This window comes from Streptomyces sp. NPDC032126 (assembly GCF_055580085.1).
Genome location: NZ_JBVIMA010000002.1, coordinates 503,965 through 519,056, shown reverse-complemented (window position 1 = coordinate 519,056; position 15,092 = coordinate 503,965). Strand labels below are relative to the sequence as shown.

Below are 15,092 nucleotides of genomic sequence, written 5' to 3'. Positions count from 1 at the left end.
CCCCATGAAGACCCCCCGAACGTCCCCAGCCCAGGCAAAGCGTCCCGGTGAGCGGTGAGCGGTGAGCGCTGGGGGCGCGTGGGGTTCAGCCCGGCAGCCCGGCCTCGCGCTTGCGCCGGCGCAGCACATCCGCCCCGAACAGATGCCGTGCCCGGTCCAGCAGCTCACCGACCTCCGCGTCCCCCAGCCGCACCCGCGCGTCGGCGTGCCACCCTTGCACGGACTGCCCGGCCCGGCTGCGCAGCCGCTCGTCCACGTCATCGAGCAGCGCGACAGCGGCCCGCAGCCGTACGACCCCGCCGCGCGACTCCAGCAGCCGGAAGGCGGCGACCCGCACGGAACGAGACCACCGCGGACGGAGCCGCTCCCACAGCCACTCCTCGGGGACGACCTCCGCGGACGGCAGCACGGCCAGGGCCACCTCGCGCACGACCCCGGCCGCCGGGTCGTCGAGCAGCGGCCACAGCCACCGCGCGTCCACCGCGTCCAGCATCCGCAGCCCGGCGACCGCCCGCGCCCGCACCCCCGCCGCCGGGTGCCCGACGAGGGGCCACAGGAGCCCGGCGTCCGCCCGCTCGCCGCACTCCGCGAGCCCGATCGCGGCCCCGGGCGGTACCGAGGCATCCGACGGATCGGCGCACCGCGCCCGGTACCACGCCGACGGATCGCCCCCGCCCTGCCGTACGACATACCGCGCACAGGCCCGTACGAGTCCGGACCGGTCGGTGAGGAATCCCTCCGCCAGGTCCGTCCGCCCGGCGCGCCGCAACGCGATCACACCGGCCGACCGGGCCCGCGGGCTGCGCGCCGCGAGCAGCGGTGCGAGGACGTCGTCGTAGCCGGTGTCCGTGTCCACGGTGGCCAGTGCCGCCTCGGCGCACAGGGTCTGGACGACGGTGTCGGTGTCGCGCGCGGCCGCGCGGGCCAGCTCGGCGGGGGAGAGGAACGCCTCCTCGACGGCGATGCGGTGGGCGAGCCGGCGGACGCCGCGGTCGGTGTGCTCGAAGAGGGCGACGAGTCCTTCGCCGCGAGCCCGGCGCAGCACGTCCGACAGCAACTCGACGCCGAAGCGCCCGCGTTCGCGCCGGCCGACCCGCAGGATCAGGGCCGCGAGCGCGACAGCCGTGGGCTCGTCGAGCCGCTCCCGCAGCAGTTCCCGCGCCCGCTCGCGCACCGGGGCGACCCAGTCGGCGGCGCGGATCACGAGCAGCGGAAGCAGCTCCGCACGGCCGGCGGACCGCCGTAGCGCCGCTTCTCTGACCTTGCCGTCGGGGTGGCACAGCGCCAGGGCGAGACCGGACGGCGTGAGCTCCCGCCCCTCGGCGAGCCACGCGCCGGTCGGCAGCGCTTCCCGCCGGTGCCAGGCCAGCGTGCGTACGCCCGCGTCCAGCGAGGTCCATACGTCGGGACCGCCGCCACCGAGCGCCTCCGCCAACGAAGCCCCCTCGGTGAGCCGGACCGCCACCGCCTCCCCACCCCACACAACCTCGCGCACCCTACCCACCCTCCTGGTACGGCTAATACGGCGCCCGGAACCCCGCGTACCCCAGCACCAGGATCACCGCCACCACACACCCCAGCACGATCGCCGTGGACCGCCACCCCGACCGCCGCGCCCCCGCCTGGTCCGGTTCCCCCCGGAACGGCATCGGCTCCGGCGGATTCTCCCGCCACCGAGCAGCCAGCATCCGCGCCCGCGCGGACGGCTCCTTGTGCTCGGCCGCGTTCGCCCACCGATGGTCGAACTCCGGCTGGGCGTCGTCCTGTTCGGACATCCCCGTGTCTCCCCGTCACCCGTTCTCGAACAGTAGTGCCGGAAACCATACGACGGCGCCCCCGCCCTTGTGCAACAGGGCGGGGGCGCCGTCGATCGGCTCAGGTGTCGATCACACGTCGAAGTACAGCTCGAACTCGTGCGGGTGCGGGCGGAGCTGGAGCGGGGCGATCTCGTTCGTGCGCTTGAAGTCGATCCACGTCTCGATCAGGTCGGCCGTGAAGACGTCGCCCTGGAGGAGGAACTCGTGGTCGCGCTCCAGGGAGTCGAGGACGGCCGGGAGGGAGGTCGGGACCTGCGGGACGCCCGCGTGCTCCTCGGGGGCGAGCTCGTAGAGGTCCTTGTCGATCGGCTCGGCCGGCTCGATCTTGTTCTTGATGCCGTCCAGGCCCGCGAGGAGGAGGGCCGAGAAGGCGAGGTACGGGTTGCCGGAGGAGTCGGGCGCGCGGAACTCGACGCGCTTGGCCTTCGGGTTGGACCCCGTGATCGGGATGCGCATGGCGGCGGAGCGGTTGCGCTGCGAGTAGACCAGGTTCACCGGGGCCTCGAAGCCCGGGACCAGGCGGTGGTACGAGTTCACCGTCGGGTTGGTGAAGGCGAGCAGCGACGGGGCGTGCTTGAGGATGCCGCCGATGTAGTAGCGCGCGGTGTCCGACAGGCCCGCGTAGCCGGCCTCGTCGTAGAAGAGCGGCTGGCCGCCGGCCCACAGCGACTGGTGGACGTGCATGCCCGAGCCGTTGTCACCGAAGATCGGCTTCGGCATGAAGGTCGCGGTCTTGCCGTTGCGCCAGGCCACGTTCTTCACGATGTACTTGAAGAGCTGGAGGTCGTCGGCGGCCGCGAGCAGCGTGTTGAACTTGTAGTTGATCTCGGCCTGGCCGGCGGTGCCCACCTCGTGGTGCTGGCGCTCGACCTGGAGGCCGGACTTGGCCAGCTCCAGGGAGATCTCGGCGCGCAGGTCGGCGAAGTGGTCGACCGGCGGGACCGGGAAGTAGCCGCCCTTGTAGCGGACCTTGTAACCGCGGTTGTCCTCCAGGGCGCCCGTGTTCCAGGCACCGGCCTCGGAGTCGATGTGGTAGAAGGACTCGTTCTCCGAGGTCTTGAAGCGGACGCTGTCGAAGACGTAGAACTCGGCCTCGGGACCGAAGTAGGCGGTGTCCGCGATACCGGTCGACGCGAGGTACGCCTCGGCCTTCTTCGCCACGTTGCGCGGGTCACGGGAGTACTGCTCGCCCGTGATCGGGTCGTGGATGAAGAAGTTGATGTTGAGCGTCTTGTCGCGGCGGAAGGGGTCGACACGGGCCGTCGACAGGTCCGCGCGCAGCGCCATGTCGGACTCGTGGATGGCCTGGAAACCGCGGATCGACGAGCCGTCGAAGGCGAGCTCCTCGTCCGGGTCGAACGCCTCGACGGGCAGCGTGAAGTGCTGCATGACGCCCGGCAGGTCGCAGAAGCGGACGTCGACGAACTTGACGTCCTCGTCCGCGATGAACTTCTTGGCCTCGTCGGCGTTCTGGAACATCCAGCTCCTCCTACTCCCGACCGCCATGCCGGGGTGGTAGTTCGTTCGTGCGGCCAGTGCGGTGGCACACGCTGTCCCCGACCCTAGGGACGGGTGATTTCTCGGGCGTGACCCGTTTGTTTCGCAGAAGTTAACCGGCCCGGTTCCGAGCCTAGCCCCGCACCCCCCGAGGTGCAGCGGTCATACGGGTGCGCAGTACCGTGGACGGGTGGACAACAGGCAAGCAATCGGATCGTGGCTCTCCGGGCCCCGCGCGGCCATGGAAGAAGCCGGTGCCGACTTCGGCTACCGCGGTGAGCAGCTCGGTCTGCCGGAGGACGGCCCGGACTCGCTCGCCCGCCCCGGCCGGCGCCTCGGCGCCCTCGCCGTGGACTGGGGCCTGAGCGTCTTGATCGCATACGGCCTGATCACGGACGGCTACACCCCCGCCACCAGCAACTGGGCCCTGCTCGTCTTCTTCGCGATGAGCACCCTGACGGTCGGCTCGGTCGGCTTCACCCCGGGCAAGCGCCTCTTCGGCATCCGCGTGGTGACCCTGGCGACCGGCACGGTCACCCCGTGGCGGGCCCTGCTGCGCACCTTCCTGCTCTGCCTGGCGATCCCCGCCCTGATCTGGGACCGGGACGGCAGGGGCCTGCACGACCGCCTGGCGAAGACGGTCGAGGTACGGATCTAGCGCTCGCGATACGAGAAGCGATACGAGAAGGGGGCGTCCGGAGTGCCGGACGCCCCCTTCTCGTACGAGGGAGATCAGCGGCCCTTGGGGCCACCCTTCGGGAGCTTCATGCCACGCGGCATGGGGCCCTTCGGCAACGGCATGTTGCTCATCAGGTCGCCCATGGCCCGCAGCCGGTCGTTCGTGGTCGTGACCTGCGGACCGGTGAGCACGCGCGGCAGCTTCACCATGGTGGTGCGCAGCTTCTTCAGCTCGACCTGGCCGTCGCCGTTGCCCACGATGATGTCGTGCACCGGGACGTCCGCGACGATCCGGTTCATCTTCTTCTTCTCGGCGGCCAGCAGGCTCTTCACCCGGTTCGGGTTGCCCTCGGCGACCAGGACGATGCCGGCCTTGCCGACGGCCCGGTGCACCACGTCCTGGCTTCGGTTCATCGCCACCGCGGGGGTGGTCGTCCAGCCCCGGCCGATGTTGTCGAGCACGGCCGCGGCCGCGCCCGGCTGGCCCTCCATCTGCCCGAAGGCGGCCCGCTCGGCCCGGCGCCCGAACACGATCGCCGTCGCGAGGAAGGCGAGCAGAAGGCCCAGGATGCCGAGATAGATGGGGTGCCCGATCAAGAAACCGATCGCGAGGAAGACACCCAAGGTGACGATTCCGACAGCCGCGAGCACAAGACCGATCTTCTTGTCGGCCCTGCGGGTCATCTTGTAGGTCAGGGCGATCTGCTTCAGTCGCCCGGTGTTCGCAGCGTCCGCTGCGGTTTCCTTCCTCGCCATGCCACGAAGTCTACGTGGCCCCGGGAGTGCCTACGACGGCAGTGCCGGGAAGGGGCGGCGAGGGGAGCGCGGGACCGGTCGGGAACGGTCCGCGGGGACGTCCATGGGGACGGTCGGGAGGACGCGTCGGGAGGACGCGTCGGGAACGGCCGGTGGGGACGGCCGATCGGGAACGTCGGTCAGGAGCCTTGGTCGGTCAGGAGCGGGGGAGCGTCGGTCAGGAACGGGCGGCGGTGACCTCTTCGAGGACGCGCTGCGCCTCGACGCGGTCCTTGGCGCGGCGGCGGTCCTCCAGCACGGAGGTCCAGGCGTTGCGCCGGGCGGTGCGCTGGCCGCCGCTCATGAGGAGCGACTCGACGGCGCGCAGGGCGTCGGTGAAGGACGGGATGGCGGTGGCGCGTACGGGCGCGGGCGCGGCCTGCATGGTGGAGGTCCCCCCTCGGAATGGCGGTGGGTATGGCCCTACAGGGTGTGATAACAGAGTCACGTTTCGGTGTTACCAGGGCGTGTCCGACCGGTCAAACGCCCATGAAGCCTTGATACCGCTTCCGGAAACGCCGACGCGGCCCTGACGAACGCCCTCATCAGCGAGGACGGTCAGGACCGCGGCGTTTCTTTCACTACCGACCGGTAGTAACTTGTGCGTGAATTCACACAGTTGGGCTTCACACGGCTGGCTCACACCGCCTGCGAGGCCACGAACGTGCCGCGCTTCTCCACGGCCATCTGGTACAGCCGGCCGGCGCGGTACGAGGAGCGGACCAGCGGGCCGGACATCACACCGGAGAAGCCGATCTCCTCGGCCTCCTCCTTCAGCTCCACGAACTCCTGCGGCTTCACCCAGCGCTCGACGGGGTGGTGACGGACGCTCGGCCGCAGGTACTGCGTGATGGTGATCAGCTCGCAGCCCGCGTCGTGCAGCTGCTTCAGCGCCTCGCTGACCTCCTCGCGGGTCTCGCCCATGCCGAGGATCAGGTTCGACTTGGTGACCAGGCCGTAGTCGCGCGCGGCGGTGATGACCTGGAGCGAGCGCTCGTAGCGGAAGCCGGGGCGGATGCGCTTGAAGATCCGCGGGACCGTCTCGACGTTGTGCGCGAAGACCTCGGGGCGGGAGGCGAAGACCTCGTCCAGCAGCTCCGGCACGGCGTTGAAGTCGGGGGCGAGCAGCTCGACCTTGGTGCGGCCGGCCTCGCGGTCGGCCGTCTGCTGGTGGATCTGGCGGACCGTCTCCGCGTACAGCCAGGCGCCGCCGTCCTCCAGGTCGTCGCGGGCGACGCCGGTGATGGTGGCGTAGTTCAGGTCCATGGTGACCACGGACTCGCCGACGCGGCGCGGCTCGTCGCGGTCGAGCGCCTCGGGCTTGCCGGTGTCGATCTGGCAGAAGTCGCAGCGCCGGGTGCACTGGTCGCCGCCGATGAGGAAGGTCGCCTCGCGGTCCTCCCAGCACTCGTAGATGTTGGGGCAGCCGGCTTCCTGGCAGACCGTGTGCAGGCCCTCGCTCTTCACGAGCTTCTGCATCGCGGTGTACTCGGGGCCCATTTTCGCCCGGGTCTTGATCCACTCGGGCTTGCGCTCGATGGGGGTCTGGCTGTTGCGGACCTCCAGGCGCAGCATCTTGCGTCCGTCCGGTGAGACTGCGGACACGTCGGCTCCCTAGCGATTGATTCTTCGGCGTCCTCAAGGGTACGCCCGTCGATTTGAATGCCCGGTGCCGCGTCAGCGGCCGGCCCGGTGCCGCGTCAGGCGGCCGGCGTCGTCTCGATCTCCCGGGGCCTGAGCTCCGCGTTCTCGAGTACGGCCTTCAGGTGGCGCTCGGCGACGGGCAGCACCTCGTCGATGGTGACCTCGCGGCCGAGTTCGTACGAGAGCGACGTCACCCCGGCGTCACGGATGCCGCAGGGGATGATCTTGTCGAAGTTCGAGGTGTCCGGGTTCACGTTCAGGGCGAAGCCGTGCATGGTGACCCCCTTGGCCACGCGGATGCCCATGGCGCAGATCTTGCGGTCCTCGCGGCGCTGTCCGGCGTTGGAGGGCGCGTACTCGGGGCCGTTCAGGCGCGGGTCGAACTCCGGGTCGCTCGCGCGCGGGTCGAAGTCGAGCGTCAGCCCGCCGAACCGGGGGCGCTCCTCGACCGGGTCGCCCAGGACCCAGACGCCGGCCCGGCCCTCGACGCGTGAGGTGGCGATGCCGAACTCGGCGCAGACCGCGATCATCGCGTCCTCCAGGCGGCGCAGATGCGCGATCACGTCCACCGGGCGGGGCAGCTTCTGGATGGGGTACCCCACCAGCTGGCCCGGACCGTGCCAGGTGATCTTGCCGCCGCGGTCCACGTCGATCACGGGCGTCCCGTCGAGCGGTCGCTCCTCCGGCGCGGTGCGGCGGCCCGCGGTGTACACCGGCTGGTGCTCCAGGAGCAGGCAGGTGTCGGGGACCTCGTCCGCGAACCGGGCGGCGTGCACGCGGCGCTGCTCGTCCCAGGCGACCTGGTAGTCGACCCGCTCGGCACCGAACCCCATACGGACGAACCGCAGCTCACTCACGGCAAGCTCCTTCTCGAAGTCGTAAGGCACGAAACGCGCCTACGCCACTGTACGACTGCCGCCGACACGTCAGCCCAGCGGGCAATCCTCACACGATCGGATGAATGGGTGCCGGAATGTGCGACCGCCTGCTTACGCTCCGCTACATTCGCGCCGTTCACGAGGCCATTAGGGCTGCTCAGAGGCAATCCGCGCACTTCAGATGCCCGGAAGGCAGGAGACCGCACCGCAGATGACGGAACGACCCGCGCAGCGCACTCCCAACCGCCAGCTCGCCGCGCTCATCGCAGAAGCAGGGTTCTCCAACGCGGGTCTGGCCCGGCGCGTCGACCAGCTCGGGCTCGAACACGGGCTGGATCTCAGATACGACAAGACATCCGTCACCCGATGGCTGCGCGGCCAGCAGCCCCGGGGCACCACCCCCGCGCTGATCGCCGAGGTCTTCACCCGCCGCCTCGGCCGCCGGCTCACCGCCCAGGACCTCGGCCTGGACGCGTGCGCGCCGGTGTACGCCGGCCTGGAGTTCGCGGGCACGCCCGAGGAGGCCATCGACATCGTCAGCGGGCTGTGGCGCAAGGACTCCGGCAGCCACGCCGAACTGCGCAAGATCGCCTTCACCCCGGCCGGACTGGTGGTCCCCAGCCGGGACTGGCTGATCGGCCGCTCCGACGAGAAGGTCGCCCGCGGCGAGCAGGGGGCCGCCGCCCGCGTCCCCGCCCAGGCCCGACCCGCCAAGACCCCGGCCCCGCCCGAGGCCGGGACCCTGCCCGTCCTGCCGCGCTTCCGCGGCGACCGCGGCCCCGGCCAGCGGGTCACCGGCGGCGACATCGCCGCGCTGCGCTCGGTCGCCGACCTGTTCCGCACCCTCGACGACAGATACGGCGGCGGCCACGCCCGCCAGGCCCTCGTGCGCTACCTGGAGCACGAGTGCGAGCCGATGCTGCGCGGCGTCTACGGCGAGCAGATCGGCCGCAAGCTGTTCGGCGCCGCCGCCGACCTCACCCGGCTCGCGGGCTGGACGTCGTACGACATCGCCGCGCACGGGCTCGCCCAGCGCTACTTCGTGCAGGCGCTGCGCCTCGCCCAGGCCGCCGGGGACCGCGCCTACGGCTCGTACGTACTGATCACCATGAGCCGCCAGGCGGTCTATCTGGGCCACGGGCGGGAAGCGGTGCAGCTGGCGCGGGTGGCCCAGCAGGGAGTCGGCACGGGCGCCCCGCCGGTCGTCCAGGCGCTGCTGCACGCGGTGGAGGCGCGCGGCCACGGAGTCCTGGGCGAGGTGCGCGCCTGCACCGGCTCGCTGGTGCGCGCCGAACGTGCCCTGGAGGCCGCCAAGCCGGGCGACGAGGTGCCGTTCTGGGGCCGCTTCTTCGACGAGGCGCAGCTGGCCGACGAGTTCGGCCACTGCCACCGCGACCTCCAGCAGTTCCGCGCGGCGGCCCAGCACGCGGAGCGCTCCCTCCAGTTGCGCCCCGCCGGGCTCGCCCGCAGCCGTCTCTTCTGCCGGGTGGTCCTCGCCTCGGCCCGGCTGGGCCTCGGCGAACTGGACCAGGCGTGCGCGCTGGGCGCGGAGGCGGCCGGCCAGGCGGCGGAGATGCGCTCGGTCCGGGCGATCGAGTACATCAAGGATTTCGAACGCCGGCTGGAGCCGTACAAGGACGCGGCGGCGGTACGCGGCTACCGGGACAAGGTGGCGGCGGCCCTGAGCTGAACGCCCTGCGGGCGGGGCGGGGGTGCCACGGTGACGCCCCCGCCCCCTGCCACACCGTCGGTGCTACGCGGCTGTCTGTACCGTCGGGGCCGGGTCCGCCGTGTGCATCGAGCCTGTCGTGCCCAGGTCGGAGACGATCGCCGCTGCCGCCCGGTGGGCCGAGTGCAGGGCGCCCTGGACCGTGCTGGTGTCCCGGTGGTCGCCGCAGACGTACAGACCGGCGAGCAGGCGGACCGGGCGGCGCAGATCGTGCGGGGCCCGCATCGCCGGGACGGCCTCGGGGGTGTGGTGGACGGCGAGGGTCTCCCAGCGGTCGGTCGGGACGCCGTACAGCCGGGCCAGGTGCATCCGGACGGCCGTGTCGACGTTCCCGGGCGGTGTGCCGAGGACCGTGGACGAGATCAGCGCGCGTCCCTCGGGGGCCCGGCCCGGGTCGACCCGGCTGACCACCGCCGTGTGCGCGACCGGTCCGCTCCGGTCGGCGTCCAGCAGCAGCGAGGCCCCGGTGTGCGGCGCCTCGTCGGTGGTGTGGTGCACGACCGTGACCGGGTGGAAGACGGGCACCCGCAGCCCCGGCAGCAGTTCCGCGGCGGTGCGCGCGTCGGTGGCGACCAGCACCGCCCGGCAGCGGAACTCGCCGTGCTCGGCGGTCGTCACGCGGGTGGTGGAGACCGACGTGACCCGCACCCCGGTGTGCACGGTGCCCGTCGGCAGGGTGCGGGCGAGCAGCTCCGGCAGGACCTCGGCGCCCCCCTCCGGCACGCACAGCCGCCCCGTGACGAAGGCGCGCAGGGCGAGGTCGGCGCACCGGCTGGACGTCGTGAGCTCCGGGTCGCACAGCAGCGCGGCGAGCAGCGGGCGCAGAAAGCCGTCGATCGCGCGCGCCGGCAGTCCGCGGACCGCGAGGGCCGTGCCGGCCGGCAGTTCCGTGCGGGCCAGCAGCCGTTCGACGGGCGTGGTCGCGAGCCGGGCCAGCGCGGCCCCGAGCCGGGCCTGGTCCACGGCCGTGCCCAGCGGGGAGCCGGGCCGCACCCGGGCCGGCGCCACCGGGCCGGACACACCGTCCCCCCAGCTGTCGGCGGCGGCCGCGCGCGGCCGGGCCAGGCCCGGCGGCCTGGGCAGCCGGGGCGGTCGCGGGAGCCCGGACGGCAGCGGCCGTCCCGAGGGACGAGGGGCGCTCGCCAGGGCGCGCACCACATCAAGTGCGCCCCTCGCGCCCCCCGCGCCCGGTTGTGCGCCCGCGCGGTGGTGCCGCCCGTCGCTGTGCAGCAGGACACCGGGGGCGAAGGGGCGCAGCACCAGCGCGTCCAGCCCCGGTGTCAGGTCCAGTTCGGGATAGGCCGTGGACAGCAACTGCCCGATGCGGTCGAGCCGGAAGCCGTCGACCTTCTCGGTCGCCATGCGACCGCCCACGCACGGGGCGGCCTCCAGGACCGCCGTCGTTATGCCTGCGCTGGTCAGCCGGTGCGCGGCCGAGAGACCGGCGATTCCGGCTCCCACCACGACGACGTCTGCCTGGTCTGCGGGCTCATGCACGTGCCCCTCCTCAGGGTTGCGCGGCCGGTGGAGACGTCATGCCCCCAACGGGCGTCCGGGATACCCGAGTTCGGGTCGAGGTTAGGGTCGCGATCGGTCAGGAACAGTCGCGCATGGACAGAGCACGGTCGCACAGAGGTCGCATAGGGCTCGGGTGCGGTCACCTACGGATCTGACGGTGAGTCACACAGCTGTCGGGCGGTACGTCACACGGCTGTCAGGCGGCCCGGATCGCGTCCTCGATCCCGGGGAACGCGAAGGTGAACCCCGACTCCAGCAGCCGCTTCGGCACCACCCGCGCGCTGCCCAGCACATCGCCGGACATCTCGCCGAGCACCGCCCGCAGCACCGGCGCCGGCACCGTGAACAGCGTCGGCCGGTGCAGCACCCGCCCCATCGCCGCCGTGATCTCACGGTTCGTCAGCGGCTCCGGCGCGGTCACGTTGAACGGCCCCGACAGATCGTCCCGGTCGAGCAGATGCCGGATCGCCGCCACCTCGTCGTGCAGCGCCACGTACGACCAGTACTGCCGTCCGTCGCCCATCCGGCCGCCGAGCCCCGCCTGGAACAGCGGGAACAGCTTTCCCCAGGCGCCGCCGCTCCGGCTCACCACGAGCCCGGTGCGCACGAACGCCGTCCGCACCCCCGCCTCCCGGGCCGGGGCGGCCGCCGCCTCCCACTCCACGCACAGCTCGGGCAGAAAGCCCGTTCCGGCCGGGGCGCTCTCGTCGACCACCCGCTCGCCGGTCAGGCCGTAGTACCCCATCCCGCTGCCGTTGACGAACACCCGCGGCCGCTTCTCCAGCCCGGCCATCGCCTCCGCCAGCGCCCGGGTGCCCTCGACCCGGCTGTCGCGCACGCGCTTCTTGTACGCCTCCGTCCAGCGCCGGTCGCCCACCCCGGCCCCCGCCAGATTGACCACCGCGTCGCATCCGGCGAGCCCGGCCGCGTCCACGTACCCCCGCTCGGGGTCCCAGCACACCTCGTCCGGGCCCTGGGCCGCGCGGCGCACCAGGCGCACCACCTCGTGTCCGTCGGCGGCCAGGGACCGCGCCAGCGCGCCGCCGATCAGGCCGTTCGCACCGGCTACCGCGATTCTTGAAACCTGCATGACCTCATCCTGCCGCGCGACCCGATAAAACCCCCGTCTGAACCCCGAACTCCCCCCTAGGGTGACCCGCATGCCTGAGCCGTACACCTGTGTCATCCGTGCCGCCCGGTCCGACGACGAGGAGGCGCTCGCCCGGGTCGACCGCCTCACCTGGTCGCCGTTGCACGCCGTCCAGCCCGAGCCGGAACCCGGCAGACCCTTCTTCGACGAGCGGCACCTCCCCGAGGACCACCTGGTCGCCGAGGCCGACGGCCGCGTCCTGGGCTATGTCCGGCTCGGCCGGCCCACCCCCCTCGCCTGCAACGCGCACGTCCGCCAGATACAGGGCCTCGCCGTCCTCGACGAGGCGCGCGGCAAGGGCGTCGGACGGGCACTGATCCGCGCGGCCATGGACGAGGCCCGCCGGCGCGGCGCCCGCCGCATCACCCTGCGCGTCCTCGGCCACAACGCCCCCGCCCGGGCGCTCTACGCGTCCGAGGGCTTCGCCGTCGAAGGCGTCCTGCCCGAGGAGTTCCTGCTGGACGGCGCGTATGTGGACGACGTGTTCATGGGACGCCCGCTGTGACGCTCAGGAGCTGATCAGCCCGCCCGTGTCCACCGCCGAGGTCGCCGTGGCCGCCCGTTCCGCGTCGCCGGAGACCTCGGCGGCCGTCAGCACGTACCCCGTCTCCGCGTCCGAGGTGGAGCGGGCGAACACCACGCCGTACACCCGGCCGTCCGTGGTCAGCAGCGGGCCGCCGGAGTTGCCCGGGCGGACCGTGGAGCGGATCGAGTAGATCTCCCGGGTGACCGTCGCGTCGTTGTAGATGTTCCGGCCGGTCGCCTTCACCCGGTTCGCGACCGTCGCCGCCTGGAGATTCAGGTCGCCGTCCTGCGGATACCCCGCCACCACCGCCTGGTCGCCGCGCTTCGCGGCCGCGTCGAAGGACAGCACGGGGGCGCTCAGCCGGGGCACGTAGAGCACGGCCACGTCCTTGTCGGGGTCGAAGAGCACCACCGTCGCCTCGTACGACCGCCCCACGCCCCCGATGCGCACGGTCGGGTGGTCGATGCCCGCCACCACGTGCGCGTTCGTCATCACGTGCTCGCGCGCGTACACGAACCCGCTGCCCTCGCGGCCCTGGTCGCCCGCGACGCCCTCGATCTTCACCGTGCTCATGGTGGCCGCGTTCGCCGCCCTGGCCGTGACGCTGTCCCCGGACGGGCGGGCCACCTCGGCCGTCGACTCGTTCTCGAACGGGTTGAAGACCTGCGGGAAGCCCGCCTCGGTGAGCGCGGAGGTGGCCCGGGAGAACCACGCCGGGGTGGTGTCCGGCATCGCGTCCTGCACCGTCCCGAGCAGCTTCGAGTCCCGGATCGCGTTCGTCACCAACGGCGACGACGACGCGCCCAGCACGCTCGCCGCCACCCACGCCACGATCAGCACCGCCACGCCGTTCGCCACGGCCCCGCCGACGCCGTCCGCCACCCGGAGCGGACCCCGGTCCAGCTCCCGCCGCAGCCGCAGCGCCAGCCGCCCCGCCAGCTCGTGCCCCACCACGGCGGGCACCAGCACCGTGAACACCGCGGTGACCGTCGCCGCGGTGGTCCCCGGCGCGACGAGATCCATCGCCCACGGCAGCACCCACACGCCGATCGCCGCGCCGCCCACGAAACCGGCGAGCGAGACACAGCCCGCCACCAGCCCGCGCCGGTAGCCGGAGCCGGCGTAGGCCAGGACGACGAGCACCAGCAGGATGTCGAGGAGGTCCACGCAGCCGCCTTTCTGTCGGACCCCCTCTCATACGTGGGGGAGGGGCCCAGTGATCAGCCAGCCACGCACGCGGGGCATCCGGAACCGGCCACGCGCGCGTGTACCCCGGAAAACGTCACGGACCGGGACGATGGTTCCACCGGGTGGCACAGCACACATCGCGGACGCACCGGAACACCCGGAGAGTGGGACCATGCGTCCGCTTCGACCGGCCCCGACCGGCCCAAGACGCCGCCCCGCACGGCTCGGCAGACCGGGGTGGCTGCCCCGGCCCGTGCTCGTGGTGCTCGGCTGCCTCCCGGGGCTGCTCGCCGTCCTCGCCCTGCCGCTGTGCGCCGGCGGAGTCGACCGCGCCGCCGGCAAGGCGGCGGGCGCCCGGCGCACCGGGGCGGCCACCGCCGTCCCCGTCGCCTCCCCCCACACCGCCGTCCGGCCGCGCATCGTGCCCCGCTCGGCCTGGCTCGACGACCTCAGCCGGCACGCCCAGCCACCGCCGCGCTACGACGACAAGGTCGTCGCCGTCTTCGTCCACCACACCGACTCGCCCAACGGCTACGACTGCGCCGACGCGCCCCGCATCATCCGCTACCTGTACGCCGGCCAGACCGGCGCCCGCCAGTGGGACGACATCGGCTACAACTTCCTCGTCGACCGCTGCGGCACCATCTACGAGGGCCGGGCCGGCGGCGTCGACCGCCCCGTCACCGGCGCCCACACCCAGGGCTTCAACCACCGCACCGCCGGTATCGCCGCGATCGGCACCTTCACCTCCGGCGTGCCCGTACCGCCCCCGATGGCCGACGCGATCGCCGCGCTGGCGGCCTGGAAGCTGGGCCTGTCCGGCGTCGACCCGCGCACGACGGTACGGCTGACCTCCAGCAACAGCCTCAGCCGCTTCCCCGCCGGCACGACCGCCACGCTGCCCGCCCTCGCCGGCCACAAGGACGGCTACATGACCAGCTGCCCCGGCGCCGCCCTGATGGCGCGGCTGCCGCAGATCCGGCAGACCGCGGCCCGCCTCCAGGGCCGCCCGCCCACCCCGGCCGCCGGAGCGCTCACCGGAACGGACGACCGCCCGAGCGCTACTCCTTGAGGTGGCCCCACCGTCTCGGGCGCTACTCCTTGAAGCGGCCCCACAGCCTCGGATAGCGCTCGGCGAGCACCCGCTCGTTCTCGAAGTCGACCGGCGCGCCCTCCGGCTCGGCGGCCGCCGGCGCGATCCCGAGGTCCGGTGCGACGGTGCCGGTGAGCTGCTCGTAGGCCTCGTCCGCCGCGTATCCCAGCTCCTCCCCGTCGCCGTCGATCTCCTCGTCGAACTCGTCCAGGAGGTCGGCCAGCGCGTCCGGGTCGTGCAGGGCGCCCTCGAAGACGTCGCGCCCCTGGCCGATCAGCCAGCACCGGAAGAAGTCGAAGGCGTCGTCGCTCGCCCCGTCGAGCAGCACCCACGCCGCGCCCCACACATCCCAGCGGTAGGCGCGGTTGTAGCGGGCCTCGAAATGACGGGCGAAGTCGAGGACCGACTCGGGGTCCCGTTCGAGGAGGCGCGCGACGAGCACGTCGGCCTGTTCCTCGGGGTCGCCCCCGGCGGCCTCGCGGGACGTGTCGATCAGCTCCCAGAACTCCGTCTCGTCCATCACGGGTCCAGCATCGTGCCTGTGCGACAGGGGCGCACGCGGAGTGCGGCGGATTGTTA

General features: G+C 72.6%; 15 protein-coding genes. 4 read left to right on the top strand and 11 right to left on the bottom strand.

Features of this window, described 5'->3' with window-relative positions; all coding sequences use genetic code 11:
* Positions 1-85: 85 nt before the first annotated feature.
* From ACZ5NW_RS10865 to glnA, 3 genes are all read right to left on the bottom strand, one after another.
* Positions 86-1,495 carry a hypothetical protein gene (locus ACZ5NW_RS10865; protein ID WP_468743471.1) on the bottom strand — a complete coding sequence of 470 codons (1,410 nt, stop codon included), beginning with the start codon at positions 1,493-1,495 and terminating at the stop codon, positions 86-88.
* Positions 1,496-1,517: 22 nt separating this feature from the next.
* Complete coding sequence (locus ACZ5NW_RS10860) at positions 1,518-1,775, bottom strand: SCO2583/SCO2584 N-terminal domain-containing protein (protein ID WP_468743470.1); 258 nt, start codon at positions 1,773-1,775, stop codon at positions 1,518-1,520.
* A 111-nt stretch (positions 1,776-1,886) separates the two neighbouring features.
* Complete coding sequence (glnA, locus tag ACZ5NW_RS10855; RefSeq protein ID WP_468743469.1) at positions 1,887-3,296, bottom strand: type I glutamate--ammonia ligase; 1,410 nt, start codon at positions 3,294-3,296, stop codon at positions 1,887-1,889.
* Between the two features lie 208 nt (positions 3,297-3,504).
* On the opposite strand from glnA, the gene ACZ5NW_RS10850 reads away from it, so the two are divergent.
* The gene (locus ACZ5NW_RS10850) at positions 3,505-3,972 is read left to right on the top strand and encodes an RDD family protein (protein WP_468743468.1); all 468 of its coding nucleotides are present in this window, start codon (positions 3,505-3,507) and stop codon (positions 3,970-3,972) included.
* A gap of 74 nt (positions 3,973-4,046) precedes the next feature.
* Here the strand turns inward: ACZ5NW_RS10850 and ACZ5NW_RS10845 are convergent, their stop codons facing one another.
* The 4 genes from ACZ5NW_RS10845 to lipB form a co-directional block, all read right to left on the bottom strand.
* Entirely contained in the window at positions 4,047-4,748 is a 702-nt protein-coding gene (locus ACZ5NW_RS10845) for a DUF4191 domain-containing protein (protein ID WP_468743467.1), read from the bottom strand.
* A 217-nt stretch (positions 4,749-4,965) separates the two neighbouring features.
* Positions 4,966-5,172 (bottom strand): SCO2195 family GlnR-regulated protein, encoded by a 207-nt coding sequence (locus tag ACZ5NW_RS10840; RefSeq protein WP_468743466.1) that lies wholly within the window; start codon positions 5,170-5,172, stop codon positions 4,966-4,968.
* A gap of 254 nt (positions 5,173-5,426) precedes the next feature.
* A complete protein-coding gene (gene lipA, locus ACZ5NW_RS10835) occupies positions 5,427-6,392 on the bottom strand; it encodes a lipoyl synthase (RefSeq protein ID WP_468743465.1) in 966 nt (321 codons plus the stop codon).
* Between the two features lie 95 nt (positions 6,393-6,487).
* Positions 6,488-7,288 (bottom strand): lipoyl(octanoyl) transferase LipB, encoded by an 801-nt coding sequence (lipB, locus tag ACZ5NW_RS10830; RefSeq protein ID WP_468743464.1) that lies wholly within the window; start codon positions 7,286-7,288, stop codon positions 6,488-6,490.
* Positions 7,289-7,520: 232 nt separating this feature from the next.
* Here lipB and ACZ5NW_RS10825 point away from each other — a divergent pair, with 232 nt between their 5' ends.
* The gene (locus ACZ5NW_RS10825; RefSeq protein ID WP_468743463.1) at positions 7,521-8,999 is read left to right on the top strand and encodes a regulator; all 1,479 of its coding nucleotides are present in this window, start codon (positions 7,521-7,523) and stop codon (positions 8,997-8,999) included.
* 63 nt (positions 9,000-9,062) lie between these two features.
* Here ACZ5NW_RS10825 and ACZ5NW_RS10820 read toward each other — a convergent pair whose 3' ends face one another.
* Both ACZ5NW_RS10820 and ACZ5NW_RS10815 read right to left on the bottom strand, forming a co-directional pair.
* On the bottom strand, positions 9,063-10,535 hold the full coding sequence (locus tag ACZ5NW_RS10820) for an NAD(P)/FAD-dependent oxidoreductase (protein ID WP_468743462.1): 1,473 nt from the start codon (positions 10,533-10,535) through the stop codon (positions 9,063-9,065).
* A gap of 217 nt (positions 10,536-10,752) precedes the next feature.
* A complete protein-coding gene (locus tag ACZ5NW_RS10815; protein ID WP_468743461.1) occupies positions 10,753-11,646 on the bottom strand; it encodes a TIGR01777 family oxidoreductase in 894 nt (297 codons plus the stop codon).
* A gap of 70 nt (positions 11,647-11,716) precedes the next feature.
* On the opposite strand from ACZ5NW_RS10815, the gene ACZ5NW_RS10810 reads away from it, so the two are divergent.
* Positions 11,717-12,211 carry a GNAT family N-acetyltransferase gene (locus tag ACZ5NW_RS10810; RefSeq protein WP_468743460.1) on the top strand — a complete coding sequence of 165 codons (495 nt, stop codon included), beginning with the start codon at positions 11,717-11,719 and terminating at the stop codon, positions 12,209-12,211.
* Between the two features lie 3 nt (positions 12,212-12,214).
* Here ACZ5NW_RS10810 and ACZ5NW_RS10805 read toward each other — a convergent pair whose 3' ends face one another.
* Complete coding sequence (locus ACZ5NW_RS10805; RefSeq protein WP_468743459.1) at positions 12,215-13,399, bottom strand: MarP family serine protease; 1,185 nt, start codon at positions 13,397-13,399, stop codon at positions 12,215-12,217.
* A 193-nt stretch (positions 13,400-13,592) separates the two neighbouring features.
* On the opposite strand from ACZ5NW_RS10805, the gene ACZ5NW_RS10800 reads away from it, so the two are divergent.
* On the top strand, positions 13,593-14,492 hold the full coding sequence (locus ACZ5NW_RS10800; protein WP_468743458.1) for a peptidoglycan recognition protein family protein: 900 nt from the start codon (positions 13,593-13,595) through the stop codon (positions 14,490-14,492).
* Between the two features lie 22 nt (positions 14,493-14,514).
* Here ACZ5NW_RS10800 and ACZ5NW_RS10795 read toward each other — a convergent pair whose 3' ends face one another.
* A complete protein-coding gene (locus ACZ5NW_RS10795) occupies positions 14,515-15,033 on the bottom strand; it encodes a DUF4240 domain-containing protein (RefSeq protein ID WP_468743865.1) in 519 nt (172 codons plus the stop codon).
* Between the last annotated feature and the right edge of the window lie 59 nt (positions 15,034-15,092).

What these genes read in the sequence shown, in the direction of transcription:
- ACZ5NW_RS10860 (WP_468743470.1), bottom strand. Translation starts at nt 1,775, where the DNA reads ATGTCCGAACAGGACGACGCCCAGCCGGAGTTCGACCATCGGTGGGCG.
- glnA (WP_468743469.1), bottom strand. Translation starts at nt 3,296, where the DNA reads ATGTTCCAGAACGCCGACGAGGCCAAGAAGTTCATCGCGGACGAGGAC.
- ACZ5NW_RS10845 (WP_468743467.1), bottom strand. Translation starts at nt 4,748, where the DNA reads ATGGCGAGGAAGGAAACCGCAGCGGACGCTGCGAACACCGGGCGACTG.
- ACZ5NW_RS10840 (WP_468743466.1), bottom strand. Translation starts at nt 5,172, where the DNA reads ATGCAGGCCGCGCCCGCGCCCGTACGCGCCACCGCCATCCCGTCCTTC.
- ACZ5NW_RS10825 (WP_468743463.1), top strand. Translation starts at nt 7,521, where the DNA reads ATGACGGAACGACCCGCGCAGCGCACTCCCAACCGCCAGCTCGCCGCG.
- ACZ5NW_RS10815 (WP_468743461.1), bottom strand. Translation starts at nt 11,646, where the DNA reads ATGCAGGTTTCAAGAATCGCGGTAGCCGGTGCGAACGGCCTGATCGGC.
- ACZ5NW_RS10810 (WP_468743460.1), top strand. Translation starts at nt 11,717, where the DNA reads ATGCCTGAGCCGTACACCTGTGTCATCCGTGCCGCCCGGTCCGACGAC.
- ACZ5NW_RS10800 (WP_468743458.1), top strand. Translation starts at nt 13,593, where the DNA reads ATGCGTCCGCTTCGACCGGCCCCGACCGGCCCAAGACGCCGCCCCGCA.
- ACZ5NW_RS10795 (WP_468743865.1), bottom strand. Translation starts at nt 15,033, where the DNA reads ATGGACGAGACGGAGTTCTGGGAGCTGATCGACACGTCCCGCGAGGCC.